The 13751-nt window shown below is 60.4% G+C and carries 11 protein-coding genes; all 11 read left to right on the top strand.

What is annotated here, in order from left to right:
* Positions 1 to 13: 13 nt before the first annotated feature.
* The 11 genes from rsmH (at position 14) to murB (ending at position 13684) form a co-directional block, all read left to right on the top strand.
* Positions 14 to 1039, top strand: a complete 1026-nt coding sequence (gene rsmH, locus HGP17_RS06830) for a 16S rRNA (cytosine(1402)-N(4))-methyltransferase RsmH (RefSeq protein WP_168807142.1) — start codon at positions 14 to 16, stop codon at positions 1037 to 1039.
* Between the two features lies 1 nt (position 1040).
* Positions 1041 to 1559 carry a hypothetical protein gene (locus tag HGP17_RS06825; protein ID WP_168807140.1) on the top strand — a complete coding sequence of 173 codons (519 nt, stop codon included), beginning with the start codon at positions 1041 to 1043 and terminating at the stop codon, positions 1557 to 1559.
* Entirely contained in the window at positions 1559 to 3313 is a 1755-nt protein-coding gene (locus HGP17_RS06820; protein ID WP_168807138.1) for a penicillin-binding protein 2, read from the top strand. Before HGP17_RS06825 ends, HGP17_RS06820 begins: the two co-directional genes overlap by 1 nt.
* 64 nt (positions 3314 to 3377) lie before the next feature.
* Complete coding sequence (locus HGP17_RS06815; RefSeq protein WP_168807136.1) at positions 3378 to 4841, top strand: UDP-N-acetylmuramoyl-L-alanyl-D-glutamate--2,6-diaminopimelate ligase; 1464 nt, start codon at positions 3378 to 3380, stop codon at positions 4839 to 4841.
* On the top strand, positions 4838 to 6298 hold the full coding sequence (locus tag HGP17_RS06810) for a UDP-N-acetylmuramoylalanyl-D-glutamyl-2,6-diaminopimelate--D-alanyl-D-alanine ligase (RefSeq protein WP_168807134.1): 1461 nt from the start codon (positions 4838 to 4840) through the stop codon (positions 6296 to 6298). The genes HGP17_RS06815 and HGP17_RS06810 overlap by 4 nt, the downstream gene beginning before the upstream one ends.
* A gap of 11 nt (positions 6299 to 6309) precedes the next feature.
* Positions 6310 to 7431, top strand: a complete 1122-nt coding sequence (gene mraY, locus HGP17_RS06805) for a phospho-N-acetylmuramoyl-pentapeptide-transferase (RefSeq protein ID WP_168807132.1) — start codon at positions 6310 to 6312, stop codon at positions 7429 to 7431.
* A 7-nt stretch (positions 7432 to 7438) separates the two neighbouring features.
* Positions 7439 to 8851, top strand: coding sequence for a UDP-N-acetylmuramoyl-L-alanine--D-glutamate ligase (gene murD / locus HGP17_RS06800; protein WP_168807131.1), 1413 nt, complete (start codon positions 7439 to 7441; stop codon positions 8849 to 8851).
* A gap of 1 nt (position 8852) precedes the next feature.
* A complete protein-coding gene (ftsW, locus tag HGP17_RS06795) occupies positions 8853 to 10007 on the top strand; it encodes a putative lipid II flippase FtsW (RefSeq protein WP_168807129.1) in 1155 nt (384 codons plus the stop codon).
* A gap of 172 nt (positions 10008 to 10179) precedes the next feature.
* Entirely contained in the window at positions 10180 to 11301 is a 1122-nt protein-coding gene (gene murG / locus HGP17_RS06790; protein WP_168807127.1) for an undecaprenyldiphospho-muramoylpentapeptide beta-N-acetylglucosaminyltransferase, read from the top strand.
* The gene (gene murC / locus HGP17_RS06785) at positions 11298 to 12713 is read left to right on the top strand and encodes a UDP-N-acetylmuramate--L-alanine ligase (RefSeq protein ID WP_168807125.1); all 1416 of its coding nucleotides are present in this window, start codon (positions 11298 to 11300) and stop codon (positions 12711 to 12713) included. Before murG ends, murC begins: the two co-directional genes overlap by 4 nt.
* On the top strand, positions 12710 to 13684 hold the full coding sequence (murB, locus tag HGP17_RS06780) for a UDP-N-acetylmuramate dehydrogenase (RefSeq protein WP_168807123.1): 975 nt from the start codon (positions 12710 to 12712) through the stop codon (positions 13682 to 13684). The genes murC and murB overlap by 4 nt, the downstream gene beginning before the upstream one ends.
* Positions 13685 to 13751 lie beyond the last annotated feature (67 nt).

The raw sequence follows: 13751 nt of genomic DNA, 5'->3' as shown, positions 1-13751 counted from the left end.
GCGGGGACACGGAATGGCGGCGAATTCTGGCGGAGGTTCTACTGATGCCGGTGGCGGACCTGTTCGCCACATTCCGGTTCTTCTTTCCGAGGTGGTCGAGGCTTTGGCCCCGGCGCCCGGAAAGATCATCCTCGACGGAACGTTTGGAGCTGGCGGCTACACTTCGGCCATTCTGGCTGGCGGCGCCGATGTGATCGCGCTTGATCGTGATCCGACGGCGATTGCTGCGGGGCACGCGCTCGTTGTCGCTCATGCCGGGCGTCTCAATCTCATTTCATCGCAATTCTCCCAGCTTGCCGAGCATGCGCCCGAGGGCGGCCTTGATGGCGTCGTTTTGGATATCGGCGTCTCCTCGATGCAGATCGATGAAGCGGAACGCGGTTTTTCCTTCAGCAAGAACGGTCCGCTCGATATGCGGATGTCGGCAAGCGGCGTCTCGGCTGCGGATGTCGTCAACCGCGCCAAACTTGCAGAGCTCATTCGTATCTTTGTTCTTCTTGGTGAGGAAAAGCAGGCGCCGCGCATTGCGCATGCTATCGAAAAGCGGCGTGCCGAGGCTCCCTTCGTCACCACCCGCGATCTGGCCGGCCTGATTGAAGTCGTGACGCCGCGAAAGGCCAAGGACAAGATCCATCCTGCCACGCGCGTGTTTCAGGCGCTTCGGATTTTCGTCAATGACGAACTCGGTGAGTTGGCTCAAGCGCTGTTTGCGGCTGAGCGGGCTCTGAAGCCCGGTGGCCGGCTTGTCGTCGTCACCTTCCACTCCCTTGAGGATCGGATCGTCAAGAAATTCTTCGCGGATCGTTCCGGTCGTGCTGTCGGGTCTCGCCACATGCCTGTCGTGCAGGAGCGGCCGGCAACGTTCGATGCCATTGGCAAGTCGATGGTTGCGGCCAGCGATGCGGAGGCGGAAGTCAATCCTCGGGCTCGTTCAGCCAAGCTGCGTGCCGGTCTTCGTACGGCAGCGCCCGCCGAATCCGCCGATTTCTCGATCTTCGATCTGCCCAATCTCGCCAATCTCGGAAAGCTCGGAGGTTGATATGTTGAAGACTTTTGACATCGTGCTGATCGGCGTCATGACGGCAATGGCCAGTGTGACCTATACGATCAAGCATCGCGCCGAGCTGAAGCTGGAAGAGGTTCATCGCCTCGAAGCCGAGATCAAGCTTGAAAAGGACACGATTGAGCTGCTGAAGGCAGACTGGGCCCTGGTGTCGCAGCCGAACCGGCTGGAGCGCCTCGTCAATAACTACAGCAATGAGCTTCAGCTGCAGCCGACGCTGTCGACGGCTATCGTTCAGCCGAGCGAGCTGCCGATGCTCCGCTCTCAGGTTCCGCAGCCGGCCATAGCGGATGCGAAGGATGGTGACAAAAGCACCAAGCCTGCCGGCTCCAAGGTTGCTTCTGCCTCGAAGAGCGGCGACACCACCGATGCCGAGATCAGGAAAGCCATCGCTGACGTGGCGGCAGCTCCGGCGCCGCGGCCCAAGGCACCCGCTATTGCCAAGCGCAAGAAGCCGGACGTGGACAACATCTCAACGGGATCGGTGGGCCATTAATGTCTTTTCTTTCTCGCATCATGGTCTTGAAGAGCAAGGCGCACTTTTCCACCGATGGCAACAACCGGCGAGGCGACGGGTTTTCCCGTTCGCTGTTTGAAGGCATTCGCAAGCGTAAGTCGAACCAGGCCAGAAGCCGCGTCGTCCTACTGGTCGTCAGCTTTGTTGCCATCTATTGCGTGATCGGCGGACGTCTTGCCCAGTTCGCGATGACCGCGCCGGATATTACGTCCAGCATTCTGCCGCCGGATCGTCTAATGGCTTCGCGGCCTGATATCGTCGATCGCAATGGCGCGTTGCTTGCGACCGACATCCGTACGGTTTCCCTCTTCGCCGAGCCCAACAAGATTATCGATCCTGATGAAGCCGTGGAGCAGCTGCGCACGGTTCTGCCGGATCTCGATGCGAAATCCACCTATCGGAAGCTTTCGGTCAAGACCTCTCATTTTGCCTGGCTTCGCCGCCAGTTGACGCCGAAGCAGCAGAGCCAGATTTTGGCGCTCGGTATTCCGGGTATCGGGTTCCGTCCCGAGAAGCGTCGTTTCTATCCGGGCGGCTCGACCGCGCCGCATATCCTCGGCTACGTCAATATCGATAACCGTGGCGTATCCGGCATGGAAAAATACATCGACGATCAAGGTCTTGCCGACCTTGCCGCCGCCGGCATGACGAACGATCAACCGCTGCAGCCGGTGAAGCTGTCGATCGATCTGCGTGTACAGGGCATCGTCCGTGATGCCGTCGTCAACGCGGTCAAGAATTTCCAGGCGAAGGGTGCCGGCGCTGCGATCCTCGACGTCCACACCGGCGAAGTGCTGGGAATGGCTTCGGCTCCCGACTTCGACCCCAACTATCCCAACGAAGGCGCTTCGGAAGGATGGCTGAACCGCATGACGAACGGTACGTTCGAAATGGGGTCCACCTTCAAGACCTTCACGATGGCTATGGCGCTCGACGAAGGCAAGATATCGTTGCGCGATGCCTTCGATGCCACCAATCCGATCCGGATCGGCGGCTTCACCATCCACGACTTCCACGGTCAGCATCGCGTGCTGTCGGTTCCGGAAATCTTCCAGTATTCGTCCAACATCGGCACGGCGAAGATTGCCGATATCGTCGGTATCGATGCGCATAAGGAATTTCTGACTCGCCTGGGGCTGCTCAACAGGATGAATACCGAGCTGCCGGAAGTGAAGGCGCCGAGCCAGCCCCGCGTCTGGAAGAAGATCAACTCGATCACCATCTCGTTCGGCCACGGCGTCTCGACGACACCGCTGCAAACGGCTGTTGCCGCATCGGCCCTCGTCAATGGCGGCAAGTTGATCGACCCGACCTTTCTTCCGCGCACGCGTGATCAGGCCGACGCCATCGCCAAGATGGTCGTCAAGAAGAGCACCAGCGACGACGTTCGCTTCCTGCTCGAGTTCAATGGCACCCGTGGCTCGGGCCGTAATGCACGCGTCCCGGGGTACAACGTCGGCAGCAAGACCGGTACGGCCGACAAGGTCGTCAATGGCCGCTATGCACATAATCTCAACTTCAACAGCTTCCTGGCCGCGTTCCCGATCGACGACCCGCAATATATCGTCATGACCTTCATCGACGAGCCGAAAAGCGGCGAGCGTGGCGGCGGGACTATTTCGGCCTTCACCGCTTTGCCGATCGCCCGCGATATCATAGCAAGAGCTGCGCCGATTCTGGGAGTCCAGCCCACTTTCGGAAAAGACAACTCGGCCTTGCTGGCGTCTTATTAAGCGTGAAAGAATACACTGGCCGATTCGCGAGAGGGCGGATCGGCTAAAACGAAAAGTACATTCGATGAAGCTGCGGGATATCGCCGGAGATGCATTTCCGGAACTCACAACACAGATTGGCGGAACGCTTGGCGATCTCGAGATAACGGGAGTGTCCGCCGATAGCCGCAAGGTATCGGCCGGCATGGCCTTTGTTGCCGTCGCGGGTACGAAAGCCAATGGTGCGAGCTTTATTGCGGATGCCGTTTCCCGCGGCGCCGCGGTCGTTGTTGCGGGCGGCGATGCCGTTGCCACGGGCGCACCGTTGCTCTCGGTGTCTGAGCCCAGGCGTTTTCTGGCAATCGCTGCTTCGCATTTCTACGGCCGACAGCCAGAGGCAATGGTGGCTGTGACCGGGACTGCGGGCAAGACCTCCGTCGCATCCTTCACGCGCCAGATCTGGGCCTTTGCCGGTCATCCCGCCGCTATGATCGGCACGACGGGCGTCGTATCGCCCACCCGTAACGAATATGGTTCACTGACGACACCGGATCCGGCGTCACTGCACAATCTGCTGGCCGAGCTCGCGGACGAGGGCGTGACCCATGCGGCTATGGAAGCGTCAAGCCACGGCCTCGATCAGTTCCGCCTGGATGGCGTCAGGCTAGCCGCTGCCGCCTTTACCAATCTCGGTCGCGATCATATGGACTATCATCCGACGATCGAAGACTACATGGCCGCCAAGATGCGGCTGTTCAAGGACCTGCTGCCGAAAGGCTCGCCTGCCGTCATATTCGCTGACGATGCCTGGTCTGCTCAGGCGATCGCCGCTGCTCGCGACGCCGGTCATGACGTTCGCACGGTGGGGCGCAAGGGTGGCTTCCTCACGCTCAAGCGTGTCGAGCATTTCCGACACAAGCAAATCGCTGAGGTTCATATCGGCGACGAGATTTTCGAGGTCCACATTCCCCTGGCCGGAGATTTCCAGATTGCCAACGCGCTTGTCGCGGCCGGTCTGGCAATCTCGACAGGTGTTGCCGCCTCGGTTGCGATGGCCGCCCTCGAGAAGCTTGTGGGCGCCTCGGGCCGCCTGGAACTCGTCGGTCATACGGCGGATGGGGCGCTTGCCTATGTCGACTATGCACATAAGCCGGACGCGCTTGAGAACGTTCTGAATTCCGTTCGGCCCTTCACCACGGGCCGGATCATCGTCGTTTTCGGCTGCGGGGGCGATCGCGACCGTGGCAAACGACCGATCATGGGAGAGATCGCCTGCCGTCTCGCAGATGTTGTTGTCGTGACCGACGACAACCCGCGTTCCGAAGAGCCGGCTGCGATCCGCTCGGAGATCATGGCGGGTGCCGCCTGCGCTACGGAAATCGGCGATCGCGCCGAAGCGATCCGCAAGGCGGCCGGAATGCTGAAATCCGGCGATACGCTGATCGTTGCCGGCAAGGGGCATGAGGAAGGGCAGACGATTGGCGCCGTTACGCTGCCGTTCTCGGATCATGCTGAACTTCGCAAAGCATTGGAGGATTTGAAGTCTTGAACTGGCTATGGACATCTGAGGAACTGATCGCCGCAATCTCGGGCCGTTTCATCGGAACGCTGCCTCAGGGCATTACGGGCATTTCCATAGACAGTCGCTCCATAAAGCCGGGCGAGGCTTTCTTTGCCATCAAGGGCGATCGTGTCGACGGCCATGACTATGCCAATGTGGCCATGGCGAACGGCGCGGCCTTTATCGTCATCAGCGAGGCACGTCTGCCGGCGATGGGCAGTCTGACGGTGCCGAAGGTCATCGTGGACGATGTTCTGGCGGCACTGGCTCGACTGGGCGTTGCGGCGCGCCAACGCACGCGCGCGAAGATTATCGCCGTCACGGGTTCGGTCGGCAAGACGACCACGAAGGAGATGCTGCGGCGTACGCTGTCTCCATCCGGCAAGGTTCACGCCTCGGTGGCGTCCTTCAACAATCACTGGGGCGTGCCGTTGACGTTGGCGCGCATGCCCGAAGACACGGATTTCGGCGTTTTCGAAATCGGCATGAACCATCCCGAGGAAATTCGGCCGCTGGTCAAGATGGTGCAGCCGCATGTGGCGATCATCACCACGATCGCGCCGGCTCATCTCGGGAATTTCAACAGCATCAGCGAAATCGCGGCGGCCAAGGCTGAGATCTTCGACGGCGTGGTGCCGGGCGGTCATGCCATTCTCAATCATGACAATGACCAGTTCGAGTTGCTGGAGCAGGCTGCGGTGGCCGCCGGCATCGAGCACATCCACAGTTTTGGGCAGCACCCGAAGGCCGATGTTCGCCTCGCGGAATTCAATGCCTCGGAAGAGAATTCCACTCTGTGGCTGACGATCGGCGGCGAGACGATGGAAGTTGCGATCGGGGCGCCGGGCCGCCATATCGCCGAGAATGCGCTCGCAGTCCTTGGCGCCGTCATGCTCGTGGAGGCCGATCTCGACCAGGCCGTCGATGCACTGGCCGACCTCCAGGCGGAAAAAGGCCGGGGCCAGCGCCACAAGCGCGCGATCGGCCATGGTTACTTCACGCTGATAGACGAAAGTTACAACGCCAATCCCGCATCCATGCGCGCGGCTATCGCGCTGCTGGCAACGACATCGCCCAATTCGGGGATCGTCGGTCGAACGGGCAGGCGGATCGCCGTACTCGGCGATATGTTGGAAATGGGGGATTATGCCCAGCGGGTGCATGCGAACCTTACCGGACCGCTTCTGGCGGCCGGTATCGAGCATGTATGGCTGGCGGGTCCGGAGATGGCAGTTTTGAGGGATGAACTGCCGGAAAGTGTTCATGTCGAATATCGCGAGACGACAGAGGAACTCTCGGAATTCGCGCTCAATTCGGTCGCCCCGGGCGACGTTTTGATGGTGAAATCTTCGCTGGGATTGGGGTTTGGAAAGATCGTTGCGGGCTTGCTTGACAAGTTTCCCGCATTTTCCGACACGGGCCCTCATACCCATCAGGGGCTTTAGAAAGGGCTCTTATGCTGATCTGGCTTGCCGAACTATCGGACCACGTTCATTTTTTCAGTACTCATTTCAGATTTCTCAATCTGTTCAGATACATCACGTTCCGTACCGGTGGCTCTCTGTTCACGTCAGCGTTGATCGTTTTCCTCTTCGGTCCGCGAATCATTTCCTCCCTGCGTGTGCGTCAGGGTAAAGGACAGCCGATCCGCGCCGACGGTCCGCAGACGCATTTCAAGAAGGCTGGCACCCCGACCATGGGGGGCCTGATGATTCTTGCCGGCATTGTCGTCTCGTCGCTTCTCTGGGCGGACCTTGCCAATGTTTATGTCGTTGCGACCTTGCTCGTAACGCTCGGTTTCGGCGCCATCGGCTTCTATGACGACTATCTGAAGGTCACGAAGCAGAGCGACAAAGGCTTCTCCGGCCGCGCGCGCCTCGGCATCGAATTCGTGATTGCGGCAATTGCCGTCTACTTCATGATGACGACGGCACTGGCGTCCGGCCCGGCTGGCTCGACGTTCGGCTCCTCGGTCGCGTTTCCGTTCTTCAAGAGCCTGCTGCTCAATCTCGGCATGTTCTTCGTGCTGTTCGGCGCTTTCGTTATCGTCGCCGCCGGCAACGCCGTTAACCTGACGGACGGGCTCGACGGCCTTGCAATCGTGCCTGTCATGATCGCCGCCGCGTCCTTCGGCGTGATCTCCTATCTTGCCGGCAACTTCGTCTTTGCCGATTATCTCGCGATCAATTTCGTGCCCGGCACAGGCGAGCTTGCCGTGGTTCTCGGCGCCGTCATCGGTGCGGGTCTGGGCTTTCTCTGGTTCAACGCCCCGCCGGCCGCTATCTTCATGGGTGACACCGGCTCATTGGCGCTGGGCGGCATGATCGGCTCGGTTGCCGTCGCGACCAAGCACGAGATTGTCATGGCGATCATCGGCGGCCTGTTCGTGCTCGAAGCGCTTTCCGTCATCATTCAGGTCGGCTTCTTCAAACTGACCAAGCGCCGCGTCTTCCTGATGGCACCGATCCACCATCACTTCGAGAAGAAGGGCTGGACGGAAAGTCAGGTCGTCGTGCGCTTCTGGATCGTTGCCGTCATCCTGGCGATGGTCGGCCTTTCTACGCTGAAGCTGCGGTGAGGCGTCGATGATATCGGTCACCACGCTGAACGGAAAAAAGGTCGCTCTCTTCGGTCTCGGCGGTTCGGGCTTTGCGACGGCGCGCGCGCTTGTTGCAGGCGGGGCCGAGGTCACGGCCTGGGACGACAATCCGGACAGCGTGGCGAAGGCGGCTGCGGAAGGCATACCTGTCGCGGATCTTCGGACGATCGACTGGAATGCCTTGTCGGTCTTCGTGTTGTCGCCTGGGGTGCCGCTCACGCATCCCAAGCCACATTGGACCGTTGATCTCGCGCACGCCGCTGGCGTTGAAGTCATCGGCGACGTCGAGCTTTTCGTGAGAGAACGGCGGGCGCATGCGCCGGATTGCCCGTTTATTGCCATTACCGGCACGAACGGCAAGTCGACGACGACGGCACTTATCGCGCATATCCTGCAATCGAGTGGTCGCGACACGCAGCTCGGTGGCAACATCGGCACCGCAATTCTGACGCTCGAACCGCCAAAGGCCGGTCGCTTCTACGTCGTCGAATGCTCTTCTTACCAGATCGACCTTGCGCCGACACTGAACCCTTCGGCCGGCATTCTGCTGAATCTGACGCCCGATCATCTCGATCGGCATGGCACCATGCAGCATTATGCCGATATCAAGGAGCGTCTGGTGGCCGGCAGCGGCGTTGCCGTCGTCGGTGTCGACGACAGTTACTCCTCGTTGATTGCCGATCGCATCGAGCGGGCAGGCGGCAAGGTCACGCGGATTTCGCGACGCCATGCGCTGGCCGACGGTCTTTACGCTGAAGGCAGCCGCATCATGCAGGCATCCGTCGGCGCGACGGCTGAAATCGCCGATCTCGACGGCATTCAGACCCTGCGCGGCGGTCATAACGCACAGAATGCCGCAGCGGCGATCGCGGCCTGCCTGGCCGTCGGCGTATCTCCCGATGAAATCCGTTCTGGATTGAAATCCTTTCCAGGTCTCAAGCATCGCATGCAGCCTGTCGGGCGACGTGGCCGGGTCGTGTTCGTCAACGACTCCAAGGCAACGAACGCGGATGCCGCTGCTCCTGCGCTTTCGAGCTATGAGAATATCTACTGGATTGCAGGCGGCCTGCCGAAAGAGGGTGGCATTACCACTTTGGCGCCGCTCTTTCCGCGTATTGCGAAGGCCTACCTCATCGGGGAGGCCGCACCTGCCTTCGCCGCGACGCTCGGCGAGCAGGTCGCCTACGAGATATCCGGCACGCTCGAGCGCGCTGTGGAGCATGCTGCTGCCGATGCGGACCGGGATGAGCATTCATCGGCGGCGGTGATGCTGTCACCGGCTTGCGCAAGCTTCGATCAGTACAAGAATTTCGAGATCAGGGGCGACGCCTTCGTCAGCCATGTGGCTGCGATAGAGGGCGTCACCATGCTGATCGGTTCAGCAACTGGAGGCAAATGATATGGTAAGCCGCGTTGAACGTGGGGCCTTGGCCGAATGGTTCTGGACCATCGACCGTGTATTCCTGTCCCTTTTCATCCTGTTGATCGGCATCGGCTTCATGCTGTCCTTCGCGGCTTCGCCCGCGGTTGCCGAGCGCATCGGACTGGAGCCTTTCCACTTCGTCAAGCGTCACGCGCTGTTTCTCGTTCCGGCGATCGCGGCAATGATCGGCATCTCTTTCATGACGCCGAGGCAGGTGCGACGCACCGCAGTCATCCTGTTGATCGTTTCGCTGGCGATGATGCTTTTTGCTCTGTTCTTCGGCATCGAAGTCAAGGGCTCTCGCCGCTGGGTCAACATTGCGGCACTGTCTATCCAGCCGTCGGAATTCATGAAGCCCGCCTTCGTCGTCGTCTGCGCCTGGCTGTTTGCCGAGCATGCGCGTCAGCCGGAAATCCCCGGCAATCTTTTCGCGATCATTCTCTTCGGTATCGTCGTCGCGCTGCTCGTGGCGCAGCCGGACCTTGGCCAGACGATCCTGACAACGGCCGTATGGGGCGGCATGTTCTTCATGGCCGGCATGCCCTGGCTTTGGATCATCGTCCTAGGAGGGCTCGGCGCCGGCGGCTTCGTGGCGGCCTATTACGCCTTCGATCACGTCGCGCAACGCGTCAACAAGTTCATGACCGGCGAAGGCGACACCTTCCAGGTCGACACCGCCAAGGAAGCGATCGTTCACGGCAACTGGTTCGGCGTCGGTCCGGGCGAAGGTATCGTGAAGCGTATCATTCCAGACGCCCATACCGACTTCATTTTTTCGGTGGCCGCCGAAGAGTTCGGCGTCATCTTCTGCATGGTGCTGGTCTCGATCTTCGGCTTCCTCGTGCTGCGCGGCTTGTCGCATGCCTATAAGGAAAAGAACGACTTCAATCGCTTTGCCGTAGCCGGTCTGGTTCTGCAGATCGGTATCCAGTCAATCATCAACATCGGCGTGAACCTGCAGCTGCTTCCGGCCAAGGGCATGACGCTGCCGCTGATCTCCTATGGTGGTTCGTCGATGACGGCCATCTGCGTGACCGCAGGCTTCATCCTGGCGCTGACCCGCCATCGTCCAGAAAAGCGTGCACAGGATCGCAGCCAGTTCCGCGTGACGCACGGTTTGCCGGCGGAGTGATGTCCTTGGACCTGCCGCTATTCCATCCCCCGTCTCCCGCATATTCTACGGTCGCTTTTCCAGAAGCGTCGGTCTATGAGGGGTGCTTGGTCCGCGCCGATGACGCGGTCGGGGCGACTTCCTATATTAGGAAGATGCCCCGGGTAGTGGGGTATTCGCGGGAGCGAACATTATGAGTAAAGGCATTGTCCTTCTTGCCGCCGGCGGAACCGGCGGTCACGTATTTCCGGCCGAAGCGCTGGCCTACAAGCTGAAGGAGCGCGGTTATTCCGTGCACCTCGTCACCGACAGCCGCGCCGAACGCTACGCCGGCAAGTTTCCGGCAGACGAAATCCATGTCGTGCCGTCGGCAACGATCGGTTCCAAGAATCCCTTGAAGGTGGCCGGCGCTCTCTGGACGCTTTGGTCCGGGATGCGCGCCGCGCGCAAGCTGATCCGGCGCATCAAGCCCGTTTGCGTCGTCGGGTTCGGCGGTTATCCCACAGTGCCGCCGTTGCTTGCCGCGACGCGCCTCGGTGTGCCGTCGATGCTGCACGAGCAGAACGCCGTTATGGGCCGCGCCAACAAGATGCTGGCACCGCGCGTGCGAGCAATTGCGGGCGGCTTTCTCTCGGATGACGGCGCATTTGCCGAAAAGACGGTAACGACCGGCAATCCCGTTCGCCCGGCCGTTATCGAGGCTGCCAAGCGGGACTACGTACCCTCTGGGGCGGATGATCCGTTCAATCTGGTCGTCTTCGGTGGCAGCCAGGGGGCTCAGTATTTCTCGAAGGCGGTGCCGACGGCGATCAGCCTGTTGGAAGAGCCGCTGCGCAAACGCCTGCGGATCACGCAGCAGGTCCGTCCCGAGGATATGGAAACGGTCAACAGCTGCACCAGGCGCCTGGAGATGGGCGCGGATGTCGCGCCGTTCTTCAACGACATGGCAGAGCGTATCGGCGCTGCGCACCTGGTCCTTTGCCGCTCCGGCGCATCGACGGTATCAGAGCTCGCCGTGATCGGCAGACCGGCGATCCTCGTTCCGTATCCGCATGCGCTCGATCACGATCAGGCCGCCAATGCCGCGGCCTTGGCGGCCACGGGCGGCGTCAAGGTAATCGTTCAATCGGAACTCACGCCGGAGAAGCTTTCCACCATCCTGCGCGGCGCTATGACCATGCCGGAAAAGCTCGCGAAGATGGCGGCATCGGCCAAGCAGGCGGGCAAGCCGGATGCGGCAAACTTGCTTGCCGACATGGTTGAGGCTATTGCCGCGGGACGTTCAATTCAGCAATTCAAGGGGGCAGGCGTATGAAGCTGCCGAAGGCAATCGGCCTTGTGCATTTTATCGGTATCGGCGGTATCGGAATGAGCGGCATTGCCGAGGTGTTGCATAACCTCGGCTATCGCGTGCAGGGTTCCGACCAATCGGAAAGCGCCAATGTGCAGCGGCTGCGCGACAAGGGCATTCCAGTCCATATCGGTCATAAGGCTGAGAACCTCGGCGATGCCGAAGTCGTCGTCGTTTCCACCGCCATCAAGAAGAGCAATCCCGAGCTCGGCGCTGCGCGCGAAAAGCTTCTGCCCGTCGTTCGCCGTGCGGAAATGCTCGCCGAGCTGATGCGCTTCCGCAGCGCCATCGCCATTGGCGGTACGCATGGCAAGACCACCACGACCTCGCTCGTCGCGACGTTGCTCGAGGCCGGCGGTCTTGATCCCACCGTCATCAACGGCGGCATCATCAACGCCTATGGCACAAATGCGCGCATGGGCGAGGGCGAATGGATGGTGGTCGAGGCCGACGAATCCGACGGCACCTTCCTTAAGCTGCCTGCCGACGTCGCTGTCGTTACCAATATCGATCCCGAGCATCTGGACCATTACGGTAATTTCGATGCCGTTCGTGCGGCCTTTCGGCAGTTCGTCGAGAACGTGCCGTTCTATGGCTTCGGCGTCATGTGCATCGATCATCCCGAAGTGCAATCGCTGGTCGGCCGTATCGAGGATCGCAAGGTCATCACCTATGGTGAAAACCCGCAGGCGGATGTGCGGTTCTCGAATGTGCGCATCGATGGCACGCGTTCGTTGTTCGATATCGAAATCCGCAGGCGCCGCACGGGCAAGGTGATTCAGATCAAGGATCTGGTGATGCCGATGCCGGGTCGGCACAATATTTCCAATGCGACGGCAGCGGTTGCTGTCGCCAATCGACTTGGCATTTCCAATGAGGCAATCGCCAAGGGACTGGCGTCGTTTGGTGGGGTCAAGCGTCGTTTCACGCTGACGGGCGAATGGAACGAGGTCAAGGTTTTCGACGATTACGGTCATCATCCCGTTGAGATCAAGGCCGTGCTGCGTGCTGCGCGCGAAGCGTGCAAGGGCCGCATCATCGCCGTTCACCAGCCGCATCGCTACAGCCGCCTGTCGAGCCTGTTCGAAGAGTTCGCCGCCTGCTTCAACGATGCCGACAGCATCTTCCTGGCGCCGGTCTATGCCGCGGGCGAGGATCCGATCGAAGGCATCGATTCGCAGACACTGGTGTCTCGCATCAAGGCCGGCGGCCACCGCGATGCGCGCTACCTGCCGTCGCAGGAAGATCTAGCCGCAATGGTTGCAGAGATTGCGCGACCGGGTGATTTTGTGGTTTTGTTGGGGGCTGGCAGCATCACGTATTGGGCAGCATCATTGCCAAAGGAATTGGAAGGCCTCTCGGGTAAGTCCGCATGAAACAGGTAAATGGGGAAAAGCTTCTGGCGTCGCTCGGCGACGGCGTAAAAGACATCAGGGGCCGGTTGACGCCGGACGCGCCGATGGATCGTGTCACGTGGTTCCGCGCTGGCGGACTGGCGGAACTGATGTTCCAGCCGCACGATACGGACGATCTGATCGCGTTCCTGAAAATTCTGCCGCAAGACGTCCCGCTGACGGTTGTCGGCGTCGGCTCCAACATATTGGTGCGTGACGGTGGCATCCCGGGCGTCGTGCTCAGGCTTTCGGCCAAGGGCTTCGGCTCCGTCGAGCTTGCCGGCGAAAACCGCATCCTGGCGGGTGCGATTTGCCCGGACAAGCACGTCTCGGCCATGGCGATGGATAACAGCATTGGCGGTTTCCATTTCTATTACGGCATTCCAGGTAGTATCGGCGGCGCGGCCCGCATGAATGCCGGCGCCAACGGTGCGGAAACACGCGAGCGTGTCATCGAGGTGCATGCCGTCGACCGCAAGGGCGAGAAGCATGTCCTGACGAATGAGCAGATGGGCTACAGCTATCGCCATTCGGGCGCCTCGAACGATCTGATCTTCACACATGTCCTTTTCGAGGGATACCCCGAGGATCGTGCCAAGATTCGTGCCGAGATGGATGCCGTGCGCGCGCATCGCGAGACGGTTCAGCCCATTCGCGAGAAGACCGGCGGTTCGACCTTCAAGAACCCCGAGGGGCTTTCGGCCTGGAAGTTGATCGACGAGGCAGGCTGCCGCGGTCTGGTGATCGGCGGTGCGCAGATGTCTTCGCTCCATTGCAACTTCATGATCAACATGGAGCAGGCGACGGGTTACGATCTGGAATATCTCGGCGAGCAGGTGCGTCGCGAGGTTTTCGAGAAGTCCGGCATCAAGCTGGATTGGGAAATCAAGCGCCTCGGCCATTTCATGTCCGGCCGCGAGGTTCGCCCGTTCCAAGGCGTTACGACGGAGTAACGCCTTCTTTTCTGTGCCAAGCTCATAGATTGATTCAAAAAAAAGGCCGGGTGAAAACCCGGCCTTT

The organism is Rhizobium sp. P38BS-XIX (assembly GCF_012641435.1).
Lineage (GTDB): Bacteria > Pseudomonadota > Alphaproteobacteria > Rhizobiales > Rhizobiaceae > Rhizobium.
The sequence above is the reverse complement of the archived record's forward strand: the minus strand, read 5'-3'. Positions and strand labels throughout refer to the sequence as shown.